At 65.9% G+C, this 24,626-nt stretch carries 22 protein-coding genes; 5 read left to right on the forward strand and 17 right to left on the reverse strand.

The genetic code is table 11. The features are described 5' to 3' along the window. Positions 1-37 precede the first annotated feature (37 nt). From tsaE to ubiE, 6 genes are all read right to left on the reverse strand, one after another. Positions 38-1,558 carry a tRNA (adenosine(37)-N6)-threonylcarbamoyltransferase complex ATPase subunit type 1 TsaE gene (gene tsaE / locus VRZ08_RS14570; RefSeq protein WP_414532987.1) on the reverse strand — a complete coding sequence of 507 codons (1,521 nt, stop codon included), beginning with the start codon at positions 1,556-1,558 and terminating at the stop codon, positions 38-40. Then, entirely contained in the window at positions 1,555-4,068 is a 2,514-nt protein-coding gene (locus tag VRZ08_RS14575; RefSeq protein WP_414532988.1) for an ATP-binding protein, read from the reverse strand. The genes tsaE and VRZ08_RS14575 overlap by 4 nt, the downstream gene beginning before the upstream one ends. A 219-nt stretch (positions 4,069-4,287) precedes the next feature. Next, positions 4,288-4,746, reverse strand: a complete 459-nt coding sequence (gene dut / locus VRZ08_RS14580; protein ID WP_414532989.1) for a dUTP diphosphatase — start codon at positions 4,744-4,746, stop codon at positions 4,288-4,290. Continuing rightward, positions 4,743-6,188 (reverse strand): bifunctional phosphopantothenoylcysteine decarboxylase/phosphopantothenate--cysteine ligase CoaBC, encoded by a 1,446-nt coding sequence (coaBC, locus tag VRZ08_RS14585; protein WP_414532990.1) that lies wholly within the window; start codon positions 6,186-6,188, stop codon positions 4,743-4,745. The genes dut and coaBC overlap by 4 nt, the downstream gene beginning before the upstream one ends. A gap of 53 nt (positions 6,189-6,241) precedes the next feature. Further along, positions 6,242-7,819 carry a 2-polyprenylphenol 6-hydroxylase gene (gene ubiB / locus VRZ08_RS14590; RefSeq protein ID WP_346295990.1) on the reverse strand — a complete coding sequence of 526 codons (1,578 nt, stop codon included), beginning with the start codon at positions 7,817-7,819 and terminating at the stop codon, positions 6,242-6,244. After that, positions 7,816-8,577, reverse strand: a complete 762-nt coding sequence (gene ubiE / locus VRZ08_RS14595; protein WP_011155654.1) for a bifunctional demethylmenaquinone methyltransferase/2-methoxy-6-polyprenyl-1,4-benzoquinol methylase UbiE — start codon at positions 8,575-8,577, stop codon at positions 7,816-7,818. Before ubiE ends, ubiB begins: the two co-directional genes overlap by 4 nt. 243 nt (positions 8,578-8,820) lie before the next feature. Here ubiE and mutM point away from each other — a divergent pair, with 243 nt between their 5' ends. Further along, positions 8,821-9,696: a bifunctional DNA-formamidopyrimidine glycosylase/DNA-(apurinic or apyrimidinic site) lyase gene (gene mutM / locus VRZ08_RS14600; protein ID WP_414532991.1), complete on the forward strand. Its 876-nt coding sequence runs from the start codon at positions 8,821-8,823 to the stop codon at positions 9,694-9,696. A gap of 258 nt (positions 9,697-9,954) precedes the next feature. On the opposite strand, the gene VRZ08_RS14605 is transcribed toward mutM, so the two are convergent. After that, positions 9,955-10,479 (reverse strand): hypothetical protein, encoded by a 525-nt coding sequence (locus VRZ08_RS14605; RefSeq protein WP_414532992.1) that lies wholly within the window; start codon positions 10,477-10,479, stop codon positions 9,955-9,957. Between the two features lie 101 nt (positions 10,480-10,580). Next, the gene (locus VRZ08_RS14610) at positions 10,581-11,921 is read right to left on the reverse strand and encodes a peptidoglycan-binding protein (protein WP_414532993.1); all 1,341 of its coding nucleotides are present in this window, start codon (positions 11,919-11,921) and stop codon (positions 10,581-10,583) included. A gap of 208 nt (positions 11,922-12,129) precedes the next feature. Between VRZ08_RS14610 and VRZ08_RS14615 the strand changes: the two genes are divergently transcribed. Both VRZ08_RS14615 and VRZ08_RS14620 read left to right on the forward strand, forming a co-directional pair. Then, positions 12,130-12,930: a HesA/MoeB/ThiF family protein gene (locus VRZ08_RS14615; RefSeq protein ID WP_414532994.1), complete on the forward strand. Its 801-nt coding sequence runs from the start codon at positions 12,130-12,132 to the stop codon at positions 12,928-12,930. Between the two features lie 124 nt (positions 12,931-13,054). Beyond that, entirely contained in the window at positions 13,055-14,743 is a 1,689-nt protein-coding gene (locus tag VRZ08_RS14620; protein WP_414532995.1) for an MFS transporter, read from the forward strand. A 141-nt stretch (positions 14,744-14,884) separates the two neighbouring features. Here the strand turns inward: VRZ08_RS14620 and VRZ08_RS14625 are convergent, their stop codons facing one another. From VRZ08_RS14625 to VRZ08_RS14640, 4 genes are all read right to left on the reverse strand, one after another. Beyond that, the gene (locus tag VRZ08_RS14625) at positions 14,885-15,103 is read right to left on the reverse strand and encodes a hypothetical protein (protein ID WP_107353725.1); all 219 of its coding nucleotides are present in this window, start codon (positions 15,101-15,103) and stop codon (positions 14,885-14,887) included. Positions 15,104-15,236: 133 nt separating this feature from the next. Beyond that, positions 15,237-15,578 carry a phasin family protein gene (locus tag VRZ08_RS14630; protein ID WP_107342356.1) on the reverse strand — a complete coding sequence of 114 codons (342 nt, stop codon included), beginning with the start codon at positions 15,576-15,578 and terminating at the stop codon, positions 15,237-15,239. Positions 15,579-15,816: 238 nt separating this feature from the next. Then, complete coding sequence (locus tag VRZ08_RS14635) at positions 15,817-16,221, reverse strand: hypothetical protein (RefSeq protein WP_104512401.1); 405 nt, start codon at positions 16,219-16,221, stop codon at positions 15,817-15,819. A gap of 78 nt (positions 16,222-16,299) precedes the next feature. Continuing rightward, complete coding sequence (locus VRZ08_RS14640) at positions 16,300-16,641, reverse strand: hypothetical protein (RefSeq protein WP_107353726.1); 342 nt, start codon at positions 16,639-16,641, stop codon at positions 16,300-16,302. Positions 16,642-17,454: 813 nt separating this feature from the next. On the opposite strand from VRZ08_RS14640, the gene VRZ08_RS14645 reads away from it, so the two are divergent. Beyond that, positions 17,455-18,351 (forward strand): PepSY domain-containing protein, encoded by an 897-nt coding sequence (locus VRZ08_RS14645; RefSeq protein WP_414532996.1) that lies wholly within the window; start codon positions 17,455-17,457, stop codon positions 18,349-18,351. Between the two features lie 134 nt (positions 18,352-18,485). Further along, complete coding sequence (locus tag VRZ08_RS14650; protein WP_414532997.1) at positions 18,486-18,896, forward strand: flagellar basal body rod protein FlgC; 411 nt, start codon at positions 18,486-18,488, stop codon at positions 18,894-18,896. A gap of 111 nt (positions 18,897-19,007) precedes the next feature. Here the strand turns inward: VRZ08_RS14650 and VRZ08_RS14655 are convergent, their stop codons facing one another. From VRZ08_RS14655 to VRZ08_RS14675, 5 genes are read right to left on the reverse strand one after another with little or no spacing between them, the layout of a single operon-like run. Further along, entirely contained in the window at positions 19,008-20,066 is a 1,059-nt protein-coding gene (locus tag VRZ08_RS14655) for an ABC transporter ATP-binding protein (protein ID WP_107353729.1), read from the reverse strand. Then, positions 20,063-21,061, reverse strand: a complete 999-nt coding sequence (locus VRZ08_RS14660) for an ABC transporter ATP-binding protein (RefSeq protein ID WP_414532998.1) — start codon at positions 21,059-21,061, stop codon at positions 20,063-20,065. Before VRZ08_RS14660 ends, VRZ08_RS14655 begins: the two co-directional genes overlap by 4 nt. Positions 21,062-21,063: 2 nt before the next feature. Next, positions 21,064-21,972: an ABC transporter permease gene (locus VRZ08_RS14665; RefSeq protein ID WP_414532999.1), complete on the reverse strand. Its 909-nt coding sequence runs from the start codon at positions 21,970-21,972 to the stop codon at positions 21,064-21,066. After that, a complete protein-coding gene (locus tag VRZ08_RS14670; protein ID WP_414533000.1) occupies positions 21,969-22,949 on the reverse strand; it encodes an ABC transporter permease in 981 nt (326 codons plus the stop codon). The genes VRZ08_RS14665 and VRZ08_RS14670 overlap by 4 nt, the downstream gene beginning before the upstream one ends. 27 nt (positions 22,950-22,976) lie before the next feature. Continuing rightward, positions 22,977-24,578: an ABC transporter substrate-binding protein gene (locus VRZ08_RS14675; RefSeq protein WP_414533001.1), complete on the reverse strand. Its 1,602-nt coding sequence runs from the start codon at positions 24,576-24,578 to the stop codon at positions 22,977-22,979. Positions 24,579-24,626: the final 48 nt, after the last annotated feature.

The following is a 24,626-nucleotide window of genomic DNA, read 5'->3' on the forward strand; positions in this document are numbered from 1 at the left end:
GGCCGATTCTAAAGATGCGTAAAGGAAATCCGCCGAATCAGAGCGGTGGCGGCACGTGGTCCCGGTACCAGGCCCGGACCTCGGCAAGTGCCGGATGCGCCAGCGAGCGGGCCAGATACGCCCACACCCGCGGCTGATGCTTCAAATATTGCGGCTTGCCGTCGCGCCGGTTGAGCCGGGCGAAAGTTCCCAATAGCCGCGTGTTCCGCTGCGCCGACATCACCGCGTAGAGCCGCGCGAAACCGGGAGCGTCGAACTCCGGATCGGCGGCGAGCCGGGCTTTGACGTAGCGGCCGAGCAGCGACAATTCCGTCGCTTCCGGCACGTCGATGCGGGCGTCCTGCAGCAGCGACACCACGTCGTAGGCGGCCGGGCCCAGCACGGTGTCCTGGAAGTCGATCACCCCGACGCGCTCGATGCCGGGACGATCCTCCAGCCAGATCAGATTCGGCGAGTGATAATCGCGCAGCACCCAAGTCCGCGGCGCGGCCGCGATGCCGGCGAGCAGCTTGCGCCACAGCGCGACGAATTCGGCCCGCAACGCTTCAGACGGCGGCGCGCCGCGATCCGGCAGATACCACTCGGGCATCAGGCCGACCTCGATCATCATCGCGGCTTCGTCGAACATCGGCACCGCGTAGCTCTCGCGCGTCGACAGCGGCAGGTGATCGGGCAGCGGCTTGGCGTGCAGCGCCGCCAGCATGTCGGTGGCCGCCTGATAGCGCGCCACCACCGGCGCCGGCGGATCGCCCTCGACGAAACTTACTCGGCCGAGATCCTCGGTGATCAGGAATCCGGCATCGAGATCGGCGTGATGGATCGCAGGCGCCGAGAAGCCGCGTTCGCGCAGGCCCTGCCCGATCGCAACGAACGGCCGGACGTCTTCGGCCAGATGCACCGCGGCGCTGTAACTCTTGCCGGCATAGAGCGCCGGACCGTCCGGACGGCGCGGCGCGTTCATCAGGATCACGCTCTCGGCGCCGCGCTGCAGCCGCGCGTAGGACCGCGTCGAGGCATCGCCCGGCATGTGCCGGCGCTCGGCATCGGCGTAGCCGGCGGTCTCGATGAAGCTGCGCAGCGCCGCGAGCCGCTCGACCTGCTTCACGGCTTTGCCGTGGCCGGTGATTTCCGCGGCGCGCGCCGACGGGCCCAGGGCCGGACGATGACTGAGCGCGATATCGATGCGGTCTTCCGGCAGCGCCGCGCCGGCGCGCTCGGGCCATTCGATCAGCGCCACGGTGCCGTCCGGCAGCGGCGACAGCCCGATTTCTTCCAGCTCGGCCGGATCCTCGACCCGATACAGATCCGCATGCAGCAGCGGATAAGGCGGCAGATCGTAGGTCTGCACCAGCGTGAAGGTCGGGCTCGGGACTTCGAGCGCGTCGTCGTCCGCGAGATAACGGATCATCGCCCGCGCCGCGGCTGTCTTGCCGGCGCCGAGATCGCCCGACAAAGTCACGACATCGCCGGGGCCGATCAGCAGCGCCACCTCGGCCATCAGCCGCGCGGTCGCCGTCTCGTTGGCGAGCGCGACCGAGAATGTCGCCACCGCGCTCATTCGGCCGCGTGGCGTCGAGCGGCCAGCTCGATCGGAAACTCACAGGTCACCGACGTGCCGCGGCCAATCGCCGACTCGACCTGGACCTTGCCGCCGTGCAGCTCGACGAACGAGCGCACCAGCGACAGGCCGAGCCCGGCGCCGCGATGCCGCGAGCCCTGCGGATCGCTCTCGAACAGATCGAACATCTTCTCTTTGAACGCCGGCGCGATGCCGGGACCGGAGTCGGTCACGGTGAACGCCACACGGGTCTCGCCCCGGCGCACCGTCAGCCGCACCGTCCCTTGCGGGGGCGAGAAATCGACCGCGTTGGCAAGCAGATTGTACAGCACCTGCACGACCCGCCGCTCATCGCCGACAAAACTGTCGATCGCCGGATCGATATCGACCTGCAGCGCGATCTGATCGCGCGCCAGCCGGTCCTGAATGCCCTCGGCGGCCGCATCGATCACCTTGCGGATGTCGATCGGCCCGAGATTAAGCGTCATCGCGCCTGCGTCGATGCTGGCGAGATCGAGGATGTTGTTGATGATCGCCATCAGCGCATTGGTCGAGGTCGTGATGTAGTTCACGTACTCGGCCTGCTTCTCGGTCAGCGGCCCGGTCGAGGGATCGCTCAGGAAGTGCGCGAAGCCAATGATCGTGGTCAGCGGCGAGCGCAGTTCGTACGAGACGTGGTGGACGAAATCGATCTTGATGCGATCGGCCGTCTCCAGCGCCTCGTTGCGCTCGCGCAGCGCCCGCTCGACATTCTCGGTGTCGGTGATGTCCTGGAACGTCAGCATCGTGGCGCCGTCGGGCAGCGGCATGGTCTTGCAGGCCAGCACGCTGCCGTCCTTGCGCTCGAGCTTGAGCAGGACATGGCGGCGATCGTCGATGCCGGTGATGGCGCCGCGCAGCGCCTGCCAGAACACCTCGTCGTCGAACAGCGGCCGGCACCACTCTTCGATCGCCTCGATGTGCGGCTGGCTCTGCAGCGCCTCGGCCGACAGATTCCACATCCGCGCGAACGGCGGGTTGAACAGCTGCGCGCAGCCGTTGGAGCCGAACACCGCGACGGCTTCCGAAAGATTGTCGAGCGTTTCGCGCTGAACGTCGATCAAGCCGCCATAGCGGCGCTTGAGATCGAGGCTTTCGGTGACGTCGTCGAACAGATAGGTGACGCCGCCTTCCGGATTGGGCGTGGTGACGATGCTGACCGCGCGGCCGTCAGGCAGGTACCAGACGTCCTTCTCGGCTTCGACCGCCCGATAGGCTTCGTGCAGCTTGTTCTTCCACGCCTTGAAGTCGCGCTCCTCCGGCAGCTTGCGCTCGGCGCGTAGCCGATCGAGCACGGTGGAGTCGTCGGGATGGCTATCGAGGAAGATGCGGTCGAGGTCCCACAGCTTGCGATAGGAGTCGTTGTAAAACGACAGCCTGCGCTGAGCGTCGAACACCGCGACGCCGGAGGACAGCTGATCGAGCGTGCGCCGGTGTGCATCGGCCATCCGCTCCAGCGCGGCGCCGAGCGCGGCCGTTTCGCTGGCGTCGACCGCGATGCCGGCGCTGCCGCCGGTCACCTTCAGGGCGCGGACGTCGAAGTAACGGCGCTCGCCGCCGACCACGATCGGTAGCCGGCCGGAGTATTCGTAGCCGTCGCTGAGCGCCCGCGCCAGCGCGGCACGATCGGAAGAATCGAGCAATTCGAGATTGCGGCCGATTGCGTCCGCGGCGTCGCTGGCATCGGTCGCCCGCGCATAGGCGGCGTTGGCGAAGCTGAGCGTACCGTCGGAGCGGCGGGTCCAGATCGGCCACGGCGCGGCGGTGGCGAAGCCGCGCAGCATCTCGGTTTCGTCCTGCAGCGCCTTGAAGCGCCGGCTCATATCGGCAAGTTCGCGGCGCACGCCGCTGAGTTCGCGGATGCGGACGACGGCCTGACCGCCGACGGCGCGCCCCATCGCCTCGATCGAGCGGCCGGTCGAGGTGACGAGCTGCAACAGGAAGCCTTCGCCCTTGTCGAGCAGCGCGTCGACGGCGTGATCCATCTGCAGCGCCGGCTCCGGCGGCAGCCAGGTTCCGAACGCGAGCACGCGTTGCGGCTGGCGGGTCTGGGTCTCCGGCGGCAGGAACAGCGCGGTGTCGCCGCTGATCTGCGGCCGGCTGTCACCGGCGGCCCAGGAGATCAGCACCTGCGGCTCGGCGAACAGCAGCGCCTGAAAGCGATCGGACTCCGCCTGCAGCCCCTGCAGGTCGGCGCGCAGCCCCGCTTCGCGCGCGAGCGCGCGCTGCCGCGTCCGCACCAGCATGATCGCAGACATCACCGAGAAGCCCAGCGCCGCGAGCGCGATGATCAACGTCATCATCTCGTGGCGGTTGAGGTCCAGCAGCAGCGACGACGTGATGGCGGCCAGGTGATCGTCTGCGGCTCGCGCCGGCGAGGACGCGACCATCACGGCCGTCCCAGCCAAACCATGCACCAGGGAGGTGCACGACAGACTGGTCCGACGTATGGACCCCAATACGCCTGACATCGATTGCCCCAAACCGCACGGCGCAACTGACAAGCCGCGCCGTAGCCGAATCGGAGGACATTATCGCCATCGCGACTCGGGGGGTAAGAGTCCAGACCGTGAACGGACTCATGACCGTCCGCAAACGGACGATTTATATTTTCCCGCGCCGATTCCGGCCGTGCTTGACACTAAATCTAGTTGAGTCGCGGAACTAACACCTCAACGCGGTGCCGCCACTCAGCGGCCGGTCGAGCCGAAACCACCGGCGCCGCGGCCGGTTTCCGGCAGCACCTCGACCGCCACAAACTGAGCGCGGCCGACGGGAGCGATCACTATTTGAGCGATGCGTTCGCCGCGGCGGATCGTGAACGGCTCGGTGCCGTGATTGATCAGCAGCACTCCGATCTCGCCGCGATAATCGGCGTCGATCGTGCCCGGCGCGTTCAGCACGGTGACACCGTGCTTGGCGGCAAGGCCCGAACGCGGCCGCACCTGAGCCTCGTAGTTCTCCGGAAGCGCGATGGTGAGTCCGGTCGGCACCAACACGTAGCGGCCCGGCTGAAGGGTGAGCGGCGCGTCCTGTGGGACGGCGGCGGTCAGGTCGAGCCCGGCGGCATGCGCGGTCTGATACTCCGGCAGCGGCAAGCCTTCGCCGTGCGGCAGATGGCGAATCGAAACGGTGATCTTTTGGGTCATGCGGGAACTGCCATTGCTTGAGCGATCCGCGCCACCAGCGCGGTCGCGACTTCGTCCTTGGTCATCAGCGGCCACGATTCGAGATCGGTGGCGACATCGTGGCGCATCAGCAGATGCACGGTGTTGCGATCACCGCCCATCACGCCGGTGGCCGGCGAGACGTCATTGGCGACGATCCAGTCGCAGCCCTTGCGGGCCAGCTTGGCGGTGGCGTTGTCGATCAGGTTTTCGGTCTCAGCCGCAAAGCCGATCACCAGCGGCGGCCGGCCTTCAGTCAGCTTCGAGATCGTGGCCAGGATGTCGGGGTTCTCGGTGAGCCGCAGCGGCGGCGGCCCGCCGGCGCCCTTCTTGAGCTTCTGTATTCCTTCACTGGCAACGCGCCAGTCTGCGACGGCGGCGGCGAAGATCGCCACATCCGCCGGCAGCGCCGATTGAACGGCAGCAAGCATCTCGCGCGCCGACTCCACGCGGGTGAGGTCGACACCTGCCGGCGCCCGTAGCTCGACCGGACCGGAAATCAGCGACACCTCGGCGCCGGCGGCGGCCGCCGCGGCTGCGATCGCGTAGCCCTGCTTGCCGGACGAGCGGTTGGCGATGTAGCGCACCGGATCGATCGGCTCGTGGGTCGGGCCTGCGGTGATCAGCACCCGCTTGCCGAGCAGCGGCTTCGGCGGCTGCGGTCGCCACAGCGCTTCGGCGGCGGCGGCGATCTCGATCGGCTCCGCCATCCGGCCGACGCCAGCCTCGCCGCGCTCGGCCATCTCGCCGGCATTGGGGCCGACCATCGCGACGCCGTCCTGCTTGAGCTGGGCGACGTTGCGCCGTGTCGCGGCGTTATTCCACATCAGCGGGTTCATCGCCGGCGCCAGCAGAATCTGGCGATTGGTGGCGAGCAGAATCGCGGTCGCAAGGTCATCGGCATGACCGCCGGCGATCTTGGCCATCAGGTCGGCGGTCGCCGGCGCGACGACGATCAGGTCACAGTCGCGGGCAAGCCGGATGTGCCCGGCATCGAACTCGCTCGAGGGGTCGAACAGATCGGTGTAGCAGCGCTGATGCGACAGCGCGCTCGCGGTCAACGGGGTGACGAACTGCTGGGCCGCCTTGGTCAGCACCACACGGACGTCGGCACCGCGATCCTTCAGCCGGCGGATCAGGTCCATCGCCTTATAGGCCGCAATGCCGCCGCCGACGATCAGCGTCACCCGCGCGCCGCCCTGCTGCGGCTGGGCGCGAGCGCCTTCCGGCGGATCTTCCGGCGTCGGGACCGAGGGTACGGAAAGGTCGGCCGACGAAGGCTCTGCGAAGCCGAGCCGCTTGTGGCAGGCGTCGCGCAGGATTACCCGGACTTCGTCTTCCATCGAGCGGCCATTGGCAGCCGCTCGTTGACGGAGTTCGGCTTTGAGGACGTCATCGAGCTTGCGGATCGTCAGATTGGCCATGACGAAAAGCTAGCGGACGCAGGCATTGCATTCAAGACATGAATGCAATGCGATCAGATCATCCGCGACAGTGCGATCAGAACGCCGATGAAGGTCGCGGCGATCACCCAGAGCGCCACCGTCCGGCCCCGGGTGCGGCCGCGCTCGGTGCGGCCGATCGCAGCGATGGTCTCCGGCGCCAGCACCAGGCCGTCCTTGGTCATGACCTCGAGCTGATTCAGCACGGTGACGGCGCGCGACACGATGGTCGGCAGGCTGGTCAGGGTGTGGCCGAGCTCGCCGGCGCCGGCGAGCGCGCCCTCGACCTTGCCGATCGGGCCCAAATTGCGCTGGATCCATTCGCGCACCACCGGATCGGCAACCTTCCAGATGTCGAGCTTGGGATCGAACGACCGGGCCACGCCTTCGACCACCACCATGGTCTTCTGCAGCAGGATCAACTCCGGCCGGGTCCGCATGTCGAACAGGCCGGTGACCTCGAGCAGCAGCGTCAGCAGCTTGGCCATCGAGATTTCTTCAGCGGTGCGATTGTGGATCGGCTCGCCGATCGCACGGATCGCCTGCGCGAAATTCTCGACCGAGTGATGCGCCGGCACGTAGCCGGCCTCGAAATGCACCTCGGCGACGCGGCGATAGTTGCGGGTGATGAAGCCGAGCAGGATCTCGGCAAGAAAACGCCGCTCCTTCGGCAGCAGCCGCCCCATGATGCCGAAATCGACCGCCACCAGCTTGCCGTCGCGATCCAGGAACAGGTTGCCCGGATGCATATCGGCGTGGAAGAAGCCGTCGCGCAGCGCGTGGCGCAGGAAGCTCTGGATCACCTTGCGGCCGAGCTCGATGGTATCGACGTTGGCGTCCTTCAGACGGGCGTGATCGTTCAGCGGGATGCCGTCGATCCACTCCATCGTCAGCACGTTGTGGCTGGTGCGATCCCAATCGACGGTAGGGACGCGGAAGTCCGGATCGTCCTTGGTGTTCTCGGCCATCTCGGACGCCGCGGCCGCTTCCAGCCGCAGATCCATCTCCATCGCGACCGAGCGCGACATCGTGTTGATGACTTCGACCAGCCGCAGCCGCCGCGCCTCGGCGGAATACAGCTCGGCCTTGTCGGCCACATAGAAGAAATCCGACAGGTCGCGCTTGAACCGCGCTGACACGTTGGGCCGCAGCACCTTCACGGCGACCTGCTTGCGGACGCCGTCGACCTCGATCTCGCCGCGATGCACCTGGGCGATCGAAGCGGCCGCCACCGGCGGGCTGAGGCTGACGAACAGATCGCGCAGCGGCCGCTCCAGCGAGGTCGCGATCACCTCGTTGGCTTCGTCCTGCGAGAATGGCGGCAGCCGGTCCTGCAGCGCTTCGAGATCGCGCGCCATCGCGACGCCGACCACATCGGGCCGGGTGGCGAGGAATTGGCCGAGCTTCAAGTACGCCGGGCCGAGCCGCGTCAGCGCCCGCGACAGCCGCGGGCCGGACTTGGCGCCGCGCCGCTCGATCAGCCGCGCCAGCCGGATCGGCACCTGACCTGCAGGCGGAATCAACGCCGGATCGACCACGCCGAACACGCCCTCGCGCGCGAACACGAAGGCGGCGCGGCCGAGCCGCGCCACATGAGTAAGTGCTGCGATCACAAACGCCAGCCCGAATGCAGCGCGACGATGCCGCCGCTCATCACCTGCCAGTTGGCGCGCGCAAAGCCAGCGTCGCGCATCATCTCGGCGAAATCATACGGCTTGGGAAATTTGCGGATCGATTCGACCAGATACTGATAGCTGTCGGCGTCGCCGGTGACGACGCGGCCGATCTCCGGGATCACCTTGAACGAGAACAGATCGTACAGCTTGGACAGGCCCGGCACGTCGACTGACGAGAACTCCAGACACAGGAAGCGGCTGCCCGGCTTCAGCACCCGATAGGCTTCCTTCAGCGCCAGATCAATCCGCGGCACGTTCCGGATACCGAACGCGATGGTGTAAGCGTCGAAGCTGCGGTCGTCGAACTGCAGGCTCTCGGCATTGCCCTCGACGAAATCGACCTTGTCGTCGAGATTGCGCTCGACCGCGCGCTGGCGGCCGACTTCGAGCATGTCGGTGTTGATGTCACAGACGGTGGAGTGAAAGCCAGCGCCCGAGGCCTTGGCGGCACGGAACGAGATATCGCCGGTGCCGCCGGCGACGTCGAGCAGCCGGAACGGGGTGTCGTCACGCGGCGGGTTGAGGGTCGTGATCATCACGTCCTTCCACAACCGGTGCATGCCGCCCGACATCAGATCGTTCATCAGGTCATAGCGGCCGGCGACGCTGTGAAACACGTCGTTGACCAGCGTCTGCTTCTCGTCCAGCGGAACGTCGCGATAGCCGAAATGCGTGGTCTCGCCCGGCTCAGTCATGCCTTCAACTCCTGCGCGCGGACGGTTTTTCAGGCCGATTGCCGCCCGAAACACGAAAACGGCGGTCCGCGGCGGACCATATAGCGCGCTTGGTGCGGAGGCGCTATCACCTGAATGCCTTAACTGGCTGACGCCAAATGTAGAATGCAACGACGGACGGCGCCGGCCGCAATCGCCGGGTTGTCGCCGCCATGCCTGAAATTCAAGCCAATCGAGTGGCTTAAAGCCCTTCCGAGCGAGCCGATGCCCGAACTCCCCGAAGTCGAAACCGTCCGCCGCGGGCTGCAGCCGGCGATGGAGGGCTTTCGAATCGACCGCGCGGTGGCGCACCGGGAGAACCTGCGGTTTCCGCTGCAGAAGGACTTCGTCGCCCGGCTCACCGGCCAGATCGTCACCGGGCTCGGCCGGCGTGCCAAATATCTGCTGGCGGACCTGTCGAGCGGCGACGTGCTGCTGATGCATCTCGGGATGTCCGGCTCGTTCCGGGTGATTGAGGCCGACGGCGAGACCATGCCGGGCGAGTTCCACTATCCACGCAGCGAGAACCGTACCCACGATCACGTCGTGTTCGACATGGCGTCCGGCGCCCGCATCGTGTTCAACGACCCGCGCCGGTTCGGCTTCATGAAGGTGTTTCCGCGCAGCGAGATCGACACCGAGCCCCACCTGAAGGGCCTCGGCCCGGAGCCGCTCGGCAACGCATTCGACGCCAGCCTGCTGGCGAAAGCCTGCGCCGGCAAGCAGACCAGCCTGAAGGCGGCCCTGCTCGATCAGCGCGTGGTTGCCGGGCTCGGCAACATCTATGTCTGCGAGGCGCTGTTTCGCTCGCATCTGTCGCCGAAGCGCAAAGCCTCGACCCTGGCCAATCGCAAGGAGGAGCCGACCGACCACGCGGTGCGGCTGACCGAGGCGATCCGCGAGGTGCTGGGCGAAGCGATCAAGGCCGGCGGCTCATCGCTCCGCGACCACCGCCAGACCAGCGGTGAGCTCGGTTACTTCCAGCACGCATTCAAGGTGTACGACCGCGAAGGCGAGCCGTGCCCGACCTGCGGCGGCACGGTGCAGCGCTTCGTGCAGAACGGCCGGTCGACGTTCTGGTGCCCGAAGTGCCAGAAGTAGTCGGCATCGGCTAAATGGACTCCAATCGGAATAATCTAGCTAGATCAAGGCCTTGATATAGACCAAGCCCATTCGAGACTTGAAACTGTTGTCGTTGAAACTAAGTATCTTGTACGGTATTGTATGCATATGAAGCGATAGATCGGTTGGAAAAGCGCTTCCCCGCCAAGTTCTCTTGGTCCACGCGTGAGCGAGATAGGCCGAAAGGCCAAAGTGGAAACCGAAACGAGGCCTCCTTTCGGGGAGGCCTTTTTCTTTTCAACGCGGTGCAAACTTCACTGGCTGGTTGGCCAAAATCTTGTGCGCCAAGATCACGAAACGAATGCTGTTCGGACGTCTGCTGAAGCTCGAGCCTGCTTCAGCGAGGTAGGCACTTTCGACCGTCAGGCGCAAATCGGCCTCGGCGTAGTTCGCGGCCCTTTGGAGCATGAAATAGATCTCATAAGGGCGCTTCTCCAGTTCGAGCCGAACGACGTACACGTAATTGCGACGTTGTGAAGTCTGGTGAACCTTGCTGCGTGGCAGAGCCTCGATCAGCTCTGGGAGTTTGAAAGAAAGCTTGTACCGGATCGGACAGAACACTCTGTGTCGATCTTTCGCTTCAGTCAGGACAATCTGGTCGGGCGAGTGGATGCCCTGGATAAACTTCTCAGTATAGCAATGATTGGCGAAGCCAACGTCGATCAGCAATTCTCGATTCATCGGCGCGCAGGGGCACGCAATTCTCATTGGCGCGAGATGACCAATCGGCATCTCCTCGCCGCAATAGACGATCGGCTTCACGGAATTCTGCTTTCAGCAATCTCATAAATATCAGCCGAAGATAATGAGACGCGTCGATCCGACCAACCCTAATTTGCTGGGCAATCCGAGCTGCACGACGCTTACTTCCGTACGCAGATCACGCGGACGACGCTCGCTTTGGGATCCTTGGTGGTACCTTCGACCGGCTTCACGCCGACGCCGGTGAGATAGCTGCGGACGGTGTCGGCGGTGATCAGCGTCGCCTGTGCCGCAGCGCCATCCGCCGCTCCTGCGACAAGTGGCAGACGCAGCGTCGTCAGCCCCGCGAACCGTCCCTCTGCATCGCGTGCCGGTGCACCGGAAAACCCGAGGCTCGGCGGCGGCGTTACTACCAAACCGCCGGTGGTGCCGGCAGCGGTGAGCTGCGCCTTGACGGTGGTGACGGCTGCGCCGCCGGCCTGGCTCTGCGGATCGGCGACACCGGTGATCTCGACCGCTCCTGACTTGGCTGCGCCACCGCCGATCGGCAGCGGCTTGAGTTCGGACGCGCCGTAGATCCGCAGCAGCGCCAGCTCGTGCTCCTTGCTGCGATCGGCAAGATCGGCAGGACCGTAACCCGCAACAACGATCGACAGACAGCCCTCGACCGCCTCGCGATCGGCCAGGATCGCGCCATCGGCGCCGACGATCGTGCCTGTCGAATATTCGACCTTCTTGCGCGGCGGTGGGCCGGCCTGGACGCCGCCCGGAAACGGATTGTAGGCGCTCGACATGGCGACCACGACCGGCTGCATCGTGCCTTCGGTGGCCTGGTCGTACAGCACGGTGAGGATGCGGACCTCTGCATCCTTGAAGCTGCCGCGGATATAGAACTTCTTCTGGTTCTGGGTGCCCGACAGCACGAAGAAGTCCGGCTTGATCGCGCTGTATTCGATCTTGCGGCCAGGCTCTTTCTTCTCCTGCTCGGCGAGCTTGGCGATCGAGACGTCCGCTTCCTTACGCCGCGACAACGCGACCTGGATCGTCCCGGTGGCGGAACTCCAGCGCGTGCCGTTGGCGTCGGAGGCCTGTTGCGGCACCAGCCGGGTCGGTACGCCGACCCGCGCGCCGGTGACCGGATCGGAAACCAGCTTCCAGCCGACGCTGGCCTGCAGCCTGCGCGCGGCCTCGGCGAGCTGACCGCGCTCCTGCGGATTGAGCACACCGGTCGGCTTGTGCCCCTGATTGGTCTGGAATTGCTTGATCGCGGCGATCATCCGATCGGACACCTCGCCGTTGATCAGGCCGTTGTAGTCACCGGTCCAGGCGAGATCGGATTGGATCGCCTGGCGCTCGCCCTGCGCCAGCGTTTTAGCCGTCTCCGCAGGCGTCTGCGCTGCCGGCGGTGCGGCCGCGGTTTGCTTTGGCGCGGCATGTGCGCCATGCGCCGCCAGAGTGGCGGCACCGGCGACGATCAGGGTTGCAGCCAGCATCGATCTCATGACAATTCCCGAGCAACGTTGCGCCATGCGCAAATAACCACAACCGCTTGGTCGGCGCCAACGCTGCGCCGGTTCGACGCGCGGCACCGCGCACAATGTCTCGCCCGCCGGAAATCGCACCTTCGACCGCAGGAAAGGGTGAGCCGGATGCGCGTCTTCAAGATGACGGTGCCGGTTTGGCCGTGGAAGTGAAGGATACCATCCGATCATGCTGAGTGCCGAGGAACTGGAACGCTACGCCCGCCACATCGTGTTGCGCGATGTCGGCGGCCCCGGACAGGCGGCGCTGAAGGGTGCGCGGGTGCTGGTGGTCGGCGCAGGCGGACTCGGCGCGCCGGTGCTGATGTATCTGGCCGCCGCCGGCATCGGCACGCTCGACATCGTCGACGACGACATCGTCACGCTGTCGAATCTGCAGCGCCAGGTGATTCACGCCACGCCTGACATCGGCGCCCGCAAGGCCGACAGTGCGGCCAGCCGGATCCTCGCGCTCAATCCCAACGTCCGCGTGGTGCAGCACCGGGTGCGGCTCGACGGCTCCAATGCGCTGGCGCTGATTGGCGGCTGCGATCTGGTGCTCGATGGCTCCGACAATTTCGCCACGCGCTATCTGGTGTCGGACGCCTGCTATCTGGCCAAGAAGCCGCTGATCACCGCGGCGCTCGGCCAGTTCGACGGATCGCTGACCACGATTCGCGCCCACGAGCGCAACGCCGCGGGCGAACCCAACCCGACCTATCGCTGCCTGTTTCCCGAACCGCCGCCGGCCGGCACCGTGCCGAGTTGCGAGGAGGCCGGGGTGATGGGCGCCCTCGCCGGCGTGCTCGGCTCGATGATGGCGCTGGAGGCGATCCGCGAGATCGTCGGCTTCGGCGAAGGCTTGGTCGGCCGGCTGGTGATGATCGACGCCCGCGCGATGCGGTTCGAGACGCTGCGCTACAGCCGCGACCCGCAAAATCCCCTGAATGGCGATGCGCCGAGCATCACCGATCTAAGCCGGCACCTGTGAGCCGCACCCTGGCCTGAGAGCTGCGCCACGTTGGCTCTGGACAGTGCGAGCGCTTCGCAGGCATCACTGTTTCCAGCGCCGTTGAATCGGCGGGGCGGTGAGGACGGCGGAGGGTCAGACCCAGATGGCGGGCACGGCGAAGCGCGGGCTGTTTTCCGGCGACGGGATCGCGGCGCCGCTGCGGCACGCACTGTTCCGGCGGATCTGGCTGGCAAGCCTGCTGTCCAACCTCGGCCTGATGATCAACGGTGTCGGCGCCGCCTGGGCGATGACGCAGATGACCGCGTCCGCCGACAAGGTGGCGCTGGTGCAGACCGCCCTGATGCTGCCGATCATGCTGGTGGCAATGCCGGCCGGCGCGATCGCCGACATGTACGACCGCCGCCTGGTGGCGCTGGCCGCGCTCGGCATCGGCCTCGCCGGCGCGACGACGCTGGCGGCGCTGGCGCATCTCGGGCTGGTGACACCCAACACCCTGTTGCTGTTCTGCTTCGTGATCGGCACCGGCATGGCGCTGTTCGGGCCGTCCTGGCAGGCCTCGGTGTCCGAGCAGGTGCCGGCCGAAACCCTGCCGGCCGCAGTGGCGCTGAACGGCATCAGCTACAACATCGCGCGCAGCTTCGGCCCGGCGGTCGGCGGCATCGTGGTGGCGGCTGCCGGCGCGGTGGCGGCGTTCGCCGCCAATGCGGTGCTGTATCTGCCGCTATTGATCGTGCTGCTGCTGTGGCGGCGGGACAGCGAGCCACCACGACTGCCGCCGGAGCGGCTGAACCGCGCGATCGTCTCCGGCGTGCGTTACATCACCAACTCGCCGGCGATCCGCATCGTGCTGACCCGCACGCTGGTGACCGGCATCGCCGGCAGCTCGGTGCTGGCCCTGATGCCTCTGGTGGCACGCGACCTACTGCACAGCGGCGCCGAGACCTACGGGCTGCTGCTCGGCGCGTTCGGCATCGGCGCAGTGATCGGCGCACTTAATGTCGGCATTGCGCGGCAGCGCTTGAGCAGCGAAGCCGCGGTCCGGCTGTGCGCGATGATCATGGGCGTGGCGATGGCGGTGATTGCGATCAGCCGCTCGCCGCTGCTCACCGCCGCCGCGCTGGTGATCGCGGGCGCGGTGTGGATGCTGGCGATCGCGCTGTTCAACATCGGCGTTCAACTGTCGGCGCCGCGCTGGGTGGCGGGGCGCTCGCTTGCGGCGTTCCAGGCGTCGATCTCCGGCGGCATCGCGATCGGCAGCTGGGGCTGGGGCCATGTCGCTGATCTGTCCGGCGTCGCGCCATCGATGCTGCTGTCGGGGCTGGCGATGCTGGCTTCTCCAGTGCTCGCCTTCCTGCTGCCGATGCCGCCGGTCGGCACCCGCACCGAGGATGCCGAACTGCTGGCCGATCCGGAAGTGAAACTGGCTCTGACATCGCGCAGCGGTCCGGTGGTGATCGAAATCGACTACCGGGTCGACGCTGACGAAGCGCGCGCGTTTCATAACGTGATGCAGGAAGTGCAGCTCAGCCGCCAGCGCAACGGCGCCTATGGCTGGTCGATCGCCCGCGACGTCGCAGATCCGGAATTATGGACCGAGCGCTACCACTGCCCGACCTGGCTCGATTATCTGCGCCAGCGCAGCCGTTCGACCCAGGACGACCGCGCGCTGCACCGGCGCGCGATCGCGTTTCATCGCGGACCGGAGCCGGTGCGGGTGCGGCGCATGCTGGAGCGGCCGTTCGGCTCGGTGCGCTGGAAAGAGGAATCGCCCGATCGCACCACCGCGACCGAGGTACTGCCGGTCGCCGGCGTTAGCGGCGGTTCGACATAGGGGCGATCTCGGCCGGCGTCACGGTCGGGGGTGTCTTTGCCATTCCGGCCTTGGCTTTTCTGGAGTTAGCTCCTGGCGAAGCCTCAAGACGCGGGTGGCCGCGAGGCACGGGCAGGACGGATGACGGATTGAATCGGCCTATTACTGACCGTTGTCAGTCAGCACCTTGGCGCATTTGGCGCTGAGTTTGGCGCGATGCTGCTGCAGGCAGTTCAGGATCGCCCCGTCGGACTCGTTCATCACCGCCCGGCACAGACGCGACACATCCCGGCCGCAGCCAGGGTCGGGGCGGCGCTCCTGCGCCTGCGCGGCGCCGGCGATCAGGGTGAGGCAAAGAAGCGGACCGACGATCTTCAACATGCTTGGTATCCAAAATCAGAGCTGAGCGAGTTCAGCTGCATCAATGCGATGTGTGCGCAACCGTTCCCGTAGCGGTCGTCGCAGATGACGACCGCTACACCGCTGGCAGACCGGCGGTGGCGGACAAAACCTTCTAGCCGTCGTTCGGAACGATGACGGTCGGCTTGGTCATCTCGACGACGTCCTTGGCCTGGTCGGTGAGAACACGGAATTGCGTCTGCAGGAATTCGGTCTGGATCCGGACCACGTCCTGAAAGTCCTTGGCATGCAGCAGCGCCTGCGAGAAATCGAACGTCGCCTGGACGTTGCGGTCGACGTAGCCCTTCAGCGTGGTGGCCTGGCTGCTCTGGCCCATCGGCACCACCGACATGCTCTTGCTGATGAACTCGAGGTAGTTGGTCATCGCGCCGCGCGCCTGCTCGAGGTTCTTGGTCATCACGTTCAAGATGACGTCGGACGAGTTCTTGTCTGCCATCGCGATCTCCTCGAGGCTCACCGGCTACCTAAGCACCAGATGGCCGCACGGCCGGAGCCCTGTGCACGCCATTCACGCGCGACAATGATCGCAAAATCTGCAGCGCCGTCCAGTACTAACTGCGGAGCATTTAAAGATGCCTAACCGCCGACACGCGAACGGCGGGCGTGGAGCTGGCCACGCCCGCCGTTGCCGATGTCGTCGTGAGCGCGCGCCGCCGAAACGGCGCTGCGCCGAATTAGTTGAAGCGCGCGCGGTCGAGCTGATCCATGCCCTTCTGCGACCGGTAGATCTCCAGGCAGTACCAGGCCAGCACCAACAGCGTGCCGATCCGCACCACCGAGGTCGGCAGCATCAGGCTGAGTGCGATGATCAGCAGCGGCACCGCGGCGGCCTTCACCACCTTGGCGCGGTCGTCGAAGATCGGGAAGAACCAGACCTTGTTCTCCGCCGCCCAGAACGGCGGCTTCACGCGCTGCAGACCGTAGCGCGACCAGGTGTCCTTGAAGCCGAGGTCGCGGGCCCACACCAGATACAGCGTGACCCAGAATGCCAGGAAGGCGACGACGACGGACATCGGTCCGGCGGCGAAGCCGATGAGCAGCAGCACTGCGACGGCGAGTGCGATGAACCAGTTTTGCATCGGAGAGAACCTTTGAGACTGACGGGAGCCCGCGGGTGCTTGGATCAGCCGCCGGCTCCCAGAAGCGAACTGCCTGCGTTACTTGCGGGCGCAGGACACCACGATGGTGGAGGAGCTCGGGCCGCAGCTCGCGGTCATCTGCCCGTTCTCCAGAGAAAGGTTGTCGCTGAACTTGGCGCTGCTCGGACCGATGCAGATCGCGGAGATCAGCGCTTCATCCGCCTCGCACGAGGTCGGGCAGCCGTTGGACGAGCAGGTCGACGACGTCACGGTGCGGAAAGCACTGACCGGCGGCGCGACCGGCGTGGCGGCGACGGCGGGTTCGATCAGGGCCGGATGAGGCACACCGACCTGGTTCACCACCGACAGCGCGGCAACGAACGCGATGGCACCGAGCAAGATCATCGATGAGGAGCGCATACTACCTCCATACCTGTTGGAATTGTCACCAGACGGTTTGCAACTGCAGCATGTTATCAACGCCTCGGAATTTCAACAGGCGCAAGTTTCAGCACGCTTAAGGACAGAGCAACCGCTACTAAGGATGACGTCGGCACAGCGCGATCGTCACCACAACGCGCGTCGGCGACACGCCGGTCACGGCGGCTCAACTTCCAGCGCGGCCCGTCACGACCGACTGCTTGTGACGATGTTACCGTCGCTCATCGGTCTGCGCGAGTTGGTGATTTGCCGGACAGACCGGCCGTTCCGGAGAACATTCGAATCTGCCATCGCGATCTCGCCGGAGCGGCAGCAACGCGATACACGCCCGCCCGCGCGCATTCGGGCAGGACGGCCTGACAACGAAGGAAGAGCATCGCTGGCGACCGCCTAGTCCGCAATGCGCCAGTGATTCGGCATTTCCCGGACAAGAACATCACGAGGGCTGCGTGCCCCGAATCACTTCGCTCGATCGGTCCACTGCTGCCGGCATCAATCGGGTCAAGAAGCGACCATGCGGCCTTGGCACGAGAATTCGAGCAGCCCCAAGGGCTTGATGCTCTGCAGAATCTGTCAGCGAATCGATAGGTTCAGGGGCCTACAACACGCTGCGCTCCATCCGCCTCATGAGCAGGTCGGAGCACTCGCCGCCACATCGAGGCTTTCCGCCAGTCCTGAAGAGACGGACGAAGGCAGGAGAGCCGATGCCAAACGCCGCCGGCGACGTTTAAGCCTGATCAACGACGGCATCCGCATGTTTCTCGCCGCTGATCGCAACCGTGAAGTTCCATCATGAATAATGCATTGCTCCTCAAACTGCATCGCTGGACCAGTCTGGTGTTCGCGCTGCCGCTGCTCGCCATCATCGTCACCGGACTCATTTTGTCAGTCGAGCCGATGCTGCAAGGCCGCGGCTTGCCGGCCGGAACGCTCGATGCCGCCCGCCTCACGGGCCTGATCGAACGCTACGATCCGCAAGGCCAGGCGCGCGGGCTCACGATCAATGCCACCGGCCAGCAAATGCGCCTGCTCGGGGTCAATGCACCACCGATCGACCTCGCAACCGGCGCAGCCGCAGCCGCCAGCGACGCCACCGGCGACCTGCTGCTATGGGCGCGGCGCACCCATGAGCGCCTGCTCGGCTACGAATGGCTGGTGATCGCCTCGACCATCGCCATGACGGTGCTGATGACGATCGGCGTACTGATGGGGCTACCGCGGCTGCGCAACAGCCTCGCAGGCTGGCACAAGGGCGCGGCTTGGTTCACGCTGCCGCTGTTGCTGCTCAGCCCCCTCACCGCCCTGTGCATGGCGTTCGGCCTGACGTTCTCCAGCGGCCCGCCGCCGGCCCGCATGACCATCAAGCTGTCCGACGCGGTGCAGCAGATCGCGCAATCGCACGACGTGTCGCACCTGGCGATGATCGCCAATCGCGGCGGACGGATGATGGCGCGGATCTACGAAGATGGCGAGCTGCGCGCCTATACCTTCGCGCCGGATGGCGTCACGCCGCTGCCGCGCAACTGGCCGCGGCTGCTGCACGAAGGCAATTGGTCGACCTGGCTGTCCGGCACGCTCAACGTCATCACCTCGGTGGTGCTGCTCGGGCTGCTGATCACCGGCGTCTGGCTGTGGACCCGGCGCAAGCTGCGGCGGCGCCCGCAGCAGCCGGCGACGCAGCCGGCCTGACGCAATCCGCGTGACGCACGGCAGGATTAAGAAAGCTTTAGCCGGATCATTCAAATTGCACCCAAGCTGTGCACGGATCGTTGCAAGGTGCGGGCGTCTTCTGCCCGCACCTGTCCGCCGCAACGAGCGCGTCCATGTCCAGCATCTCGTCGATTGCCGTCTCCGGCCTGAAAGCAGCGACCCGCCGGCTGGAAGTGTCGGCCAGCAACATCGCCAATCAACAATCGACCGGCGCGCTGCCGGGCGCCGACGGCACCGTCCCGGCCGGTGCGCCGCAGGCTTACAAGCCGCTGCAGGTCAATCAAACCGACACGTCGACTGGCGGCACTCAGACCAGCCTGGGCACGACCTCGCCCGCCACCGTGCCTGTGTCCGACCCGCAAGCGCCGTTCGCCAGTGCGGACGGCATGGTGGCGGCGCCGAACGTCGATCTGGCGCAGGAATTCATCGGACAGATGGTCGCGAAATACAGCTACACCGCCAACCTCGCCTCACTGAAGGCGGACCGCGACATGAGCAAGGCGCTGCTCGACGCCAAGGTGTAGGACTGACATACCGTCATTGCGAGGCGGCGCAGTCACCGAAGCAATCCAGCTCAGTGCACTGAAGGCTGGATTGCTTCGCTACGCTCGCAATGACGACGCAAGAGGCAGCAACTAACCGATCGGCCCGCTCGCCACGCGCGGGGCGAAATCGGGGATACCGATCTCGTCCTTGCGGTGACAGGCGACGTAATGCTCATGGCCTGCGGCGTCGAGGAACGGCAACTCCGCCCGGCAGCGCGCCTCGGCAAACGGGCAGCGCTGCGCGAAGCGGCAGCCGGGCGGCGGATCGACCGGGGACGGCGGCTCGCCCTTGACCAGATACTTAGCCTTCAGCTCGTCGCGTAGCGGACCGGGCGGCACCGCGGCCGACACCAGCGACCACGTGTAGGGATGGCGCGGCTCGGTGAACAGCGCCGAGGCCGGTGCCTGTTCGGCGATCTTGCCAAGATACATCACGGCGATCTCGTCGCAGAACTGCTGGATGACGCCGAGGTCGTGCGAAATGAAGATGTAGGTGAGGCCGCGCTCGCGCTGCAGCTTCTTCAAGAGGTTGAGGATCTGCGCCTGGATCGCGACGTCGAGCGCCGACACCGCCTCGTCGCAGACGATCAGCTCGGGCTCCGGCGCCAAGGCGCGGGCAATGCACAGCCGCTGGCGCTGGCCGCCGGAGAACTGATGCGGAAACAGATCGGCGGCTTCCGGCGGCAGGCCGACTTCGGCGAGCAGCTTGCGCACGCGCGCGTCGCGCTCGCTGCGGCTGCCGATCTCGAGCAGATCGAGCGGTTCGCGGATCTGGTCGCCGGCCCGGCGACGCGGGTCGAGCGCCGAGAACGGATCCTGAAACACGATCTGCAGATGCTTGCGCGCCTTGCGCAGCGGCTCGCCGGTGAGCGGCATGATGTCTTCGCCGCGAAACACCACCTGCCCCGAGGTCGCCTGCACCAGCCGCATGATCGCCTGCGCGGTGGTGGATTTCCCCGAGCCGCTTTCGCCGACGATGCCGAAGGTGGTGCCCCGCTTGACGCGGAAGCTGACGCCGTCAACGGCGTGAACGAACGACGGCTTACCCCACGGCCGCTTACGGCCGGTGCGGAAATGCACCACGAGGTCGTTGACGTCGAGCAGATAGGGATCGCCGTCGGCGGGGCGCAGATCTTCGTGGATCATCATGCGGCGATCTCCTCGGCACGCCAGCACGACACCGCATGCCCGGCCGCGACCGCCCCGAGCGGCGGCTGCGGCCGCGACCGGCATGCCTCGGAGGCGTTGGCGCAGCGCGCCAGAAACGCGCAATCCGGCCCGCGATTGCCGAGCGCCGGCACCATGCCGGGAATTTCGCCGAGATCGACCCACTGCTCCGGCTTGGCGACGCCGACGGTGAGATGCGGCACGCAGCCGAGAAGACCGCGCGTATAGGGATGGCGCGGCCGCGCCGCGATCTCATGCGCCGGTCCGGTCTCGATGCAGCGACCGGCATAGAGCACGGCGATGTCGTCGGCGAGTTCGGCGACCGCACCGAGATCGTGGGTGATCAACACGATCGCGGCTTCGGTCTCGTCCTGGAGCTGGGCGAGCAGGTCGAAAATCTGCGCCTGCACGGTGACATCGAGCGCAGTGGTCGGCTCGTCGGCGATCAAGAGCTTCGGCCGGCAGGCGAGCGCCATCGCGATCATCACCCGCTGCCGCATGCCGCCGGACATCTGATGCGGATACGCCTTGGCGCGCTGCTCGGCGGCCGGGATCTGCACCGCTTTCAGGAACTGCACGGCCTGCTCAGCGGAGTCCCTGCGGCTGAGCCGGCGGTGATAATACAGCACCTCGGCGATCTGATCGCCGACGGTGTACAGCGGGTTCAGCGCCGTCATCGGCTCCTGAAACACCATCGACATCGCGTCACCCCGCAGCGCGCGCATCCGCTTCGGTCGCGCGGTGAGCAGATCTTCGCCGTCGAGCATGATACGCCCGCCGGTGACCACGAAGCCTTCCGGCAGCAGCCTCATGATCGCCAGCGCCGTCATGCTCTTGCCGCAGCCGGACTCGCCGACCAGCGCGACGGTGCGTGCCTTATCGAGGGTGAAGGACAGATTCTCCAGCACCGGGACCAGATCGCCGTCGCGATTGGTCATGCTGACGCTGAGATTCTCGACCGACAGGACCGGCGCCATTATCACCTCCGCCGCAGCCGCGGATTGACCGCATCGTTGACGCCGTCGCCGACCAGGCTGACCGCCAGCACGGCGAGGAAGATCGCGGCGCCCGGGAACGTCACCGCCCACCAGGCGTCGAGCACGTAGTTTCGGTTCTGGCCGATCATCAGGCCCCAGCTCATGGTGTTGGGATCGCCAAGGCCGAGGAAGCTGAGGCCGCCCTCGAACAGGATCGCAGTGCCGATCGCCAGCGTCGCCGACACGATGATCGGCGGCAGCGCGTTGGGCAGCACCACCCGCAGGATCAGATGCAGACTGCCGGCACCGGCGGCGCGCGAGGCCTTGATGAAATCGAGATCCCGCAGCCGCATGAATTCGGCGCGCGTCAGCCGTGCCGCCGAGGTCCAGCTCACCGCGCCGATCGCCAGCGTGATGGTCGACAGCTTCGGACCGAACAGCGTCACCAGCACCATCGCGAACAGCAGCGGCGGCAGCACCTGAAAGAACTCGGCGATCTTGACCAGGAGCGCGTCGACCCAGCCGCCGAAGAAGCCGGCGAGCGCCCCGACGGTGACGCCGATCACGATCGTAATCAGCGCCGCCACCGCGCCCACCGTCAGCGTGGCGCGGCCGCCATAGATCAACCCGGCCAGCACGTCGCGGCCGAGATAGTCGGTGCCGAGCGGAGCATCGGCCGCCGGCGCGGCAAACGGCAGCCCGACGATATCGAGCGGGTCGACCGGATACAGCCACGGACCGAGCGCGGTGCCGGCGAGCAGCAACAAGAGCAGGATCGCGCCGGCGACGCCGGACGGGCTCTTCATAAACTGGTGCAGCGCAGCCCGGGCCGGCGACACCGCCTTGGGCACTTTGCTGACGCTGGGAACGGGCTTCTGTGCCATCGCGAGCGAAGACTCCATCGTGCTCATCGGGCACCTGCGCGGATGCGGGGGTCGATCAGGCGGTACACCAGGTCAGTGAGGATATTGGCCGCGATCACCATCACGGCGGAGAAGAACAGTACGCCCATCAACGTCGGGTAGTCGCGGCGCAGGATCGAGTCGAACACCAGCCGCCCCATGCCCGGCCAGGAATACACCGTCTCCACCAACACCGCGCCGGCGAACAGATTGCCGAACTGCAGGCCAATCACCGTGACGATCGGGATCAGCGTGTTGCGCAGCGCGTGCTTGACCAGCATCACCCGCTCCGGCAGCCCCTTGGCGCGCGCGGTGCGGATGTAGTCCGCCGACAGCACGTCGATCATGTTGACGCGGGCGAGCCGGGAATATTGCGCGACGAACACCAACCCCAGCGTGATCGATGGCAGCACCAGATGCTTGGCAACGTCGGCCGCGTAGGCAAAGCCGGTTTTCGGATTGACCACGTCGGTCATGCCGTTGACCGGCAGGATCGGCCACACCGAGCCGAACAGCAGCAGAAGCAGCAGGCCGGTCCAGAAGATCGGCGCCGCGTGGCCGGCGAGCGACAGCACGGTGACGCCGTGGCTGAGCAGGCCGTTCGGGCGCCGGGCGCTGATCACGCCGAGCACCGTGCCGATCAGCACCGCCACCAGCAGCGAGGCCGCCGCCAGATACAGCGTGGCGGGCAGCCGCTGCAGAATCAGGCCGAGCACCGGCTGGTTGAAGTAGTAGGAATAGCCGAAGTCGCCATGCGCCACCTTGCCCAGATAGGTGAACATCTGTTCGAGCAGGCTGTGGTCGAGGCCGTATTTTGCCCGCAGCGCCGCGATCACCTCGGGCGACGCCCCACCCATCTCGCCGGCGATCACCTGCACCGGATCTCCCGGTGCAAGATGGATCAGGCAGAAATTCATCACCAGCACCGCCAGCAGCAGCGCGACGGCGTTGGCGAGTTTTCCGAACAGATGGGTGAGGAGAGCCATTGATGCTTCGTCGGTCGAGATTGCGGATCAGTTCTTCGGCGGAGTCGCCCAGTACAGCTCATCGAGCGGCGAGGCGACGCCCCACACCGTGGTCGGCAGGTTGCCGAGTCCCTTGGCGAACGAGGTGTGGTACGGAGTGGCGTTGATGTAGAAGATCGGCGCGTCTTCAACGACGATCTTCTGGAACTCCGAATACAGCGCCTTCCGCTTGTCCGGCGAGCTTTCCTGGGCGGCCTGGCCGAGGATCTCGTCGACCTTCGGATTGGCGTATTGCTGGGTGTTCGACCAGATGATGCCCTTGCGGATGTTCGAGCTGAGATAGGTCCGATCGACGCCGATCACCGGGTCGCCCCAGTTGAACACCGTATCCATCGTCATATCGAAGTCGAAATTGGCGACGCGCTGGGCCCAGGTCGGGAAGTCGGGCGCGGCACGGACTTCGAGATTGATCCCGACCCGCTTCAGCGCCGAACGCAGATATTCGGCGACGTTGCGCTGCTGCTCGTCATTGCCGGGGATGTAGTCGATCGTCAGCGTGGTGCGGACGCCGGAGCCATCCGGCTTGAGTCCGGCCTCGTCGAGCAGCTTGTTGGCCTTGGCGATATCGAATTTGTACTGCTCGACATTCTTCTCTTCCAGCGGCGAGCCCGGCGCGATCGGTCCGGTCGACGGCAAGGCCTTGCCGCCCATTAGTTTCTTGACGATGAACTCGCGGTTGGCCGCATAGCCGATCGCCTGACGGACCCGCACGTCGTCGAGCGGCTTCTTCTTGGTGTTGAAGGCGAGCCAGTTGAGCGCACCGATGCCGGCAAAGCCCTTGTCGGTGACGACGACGTTCGGCGCCTTCTCCAGCCGCTCGATGTCGCGCACGCCGGTGAAATAGGGCACCATATGAACGTCGCCGCGCTCGGCCGACACCATCAGGGCGTTCGGATCCGAAATCAGCCGCACCACGATCTTGTCGAGCTTCGGCCGGCCGGGAATGAAGAACTTGTCGAACTTCTCCAGCGTGTAGTAATCGCCCTGCTTGTATTCGGTGAGCTTGTAGGGGCCGGAGCCGATCGGTTTCAGGTTGGCCGGATGCGATTTGACGTCCTGACCGTCGCCATAGACGTGCTTCGGCAGGATCGGCATCAGCGCCGGCGACATCGCCAGCAGCAGCGCCGGATGCGGATGCGTCAGCTTGATCACCGCCGTGTGCGGATCCGGCGTATCGACGCTCTCGACTGCCGCCAGCATCGTCTTGAACGGATGGTTGGCCTTGATGGTCATGATCGAGAACGCGACGTCCTCGGAGGTCACCGGCTTGCCGTCGTGGAAGGTGGCGTTCTTGACCAGCTTCAGCGTCACCGTGAGACCGTCCTTCGACACGTCCCAGGACTCGGCGAGATACGGCTGCGGATTCCACTTGTCGTCGTAGCGCAGCGGGCTGGCGAAAATCTGCGTGCTCGGCAGCGCAGTGGCGATACCGGACTGGACGGCACCGTTGAAGTGCCGCGGCACCTGGGTCGAACCGATCACCAGCGTTCCGCCGCTCGCCGCACCTTCCGCTTTGGTTTCGAGCGGCAGGCCCATCAGCGCAATGCCGCCGAGGGCTCCGACTACAAAGGATCGCTTCGTCAACATCATCGGTCAGAACTCCGCTGCAAGAAAGGATGGGCGAGGCAGGACGTGGAA

Origin of the sequence: Rhodopseudomonas sp. G2_2311 (genome assembly GCF_047501505.1) — a bacterium.
GTDB lineage: Bacteria > Pseudomonadota > Alphaproteobacteria > Rhizobiales > Xanthobacteraceae > Rhodopseudomonas > Rhodopseudomonas palustris_H.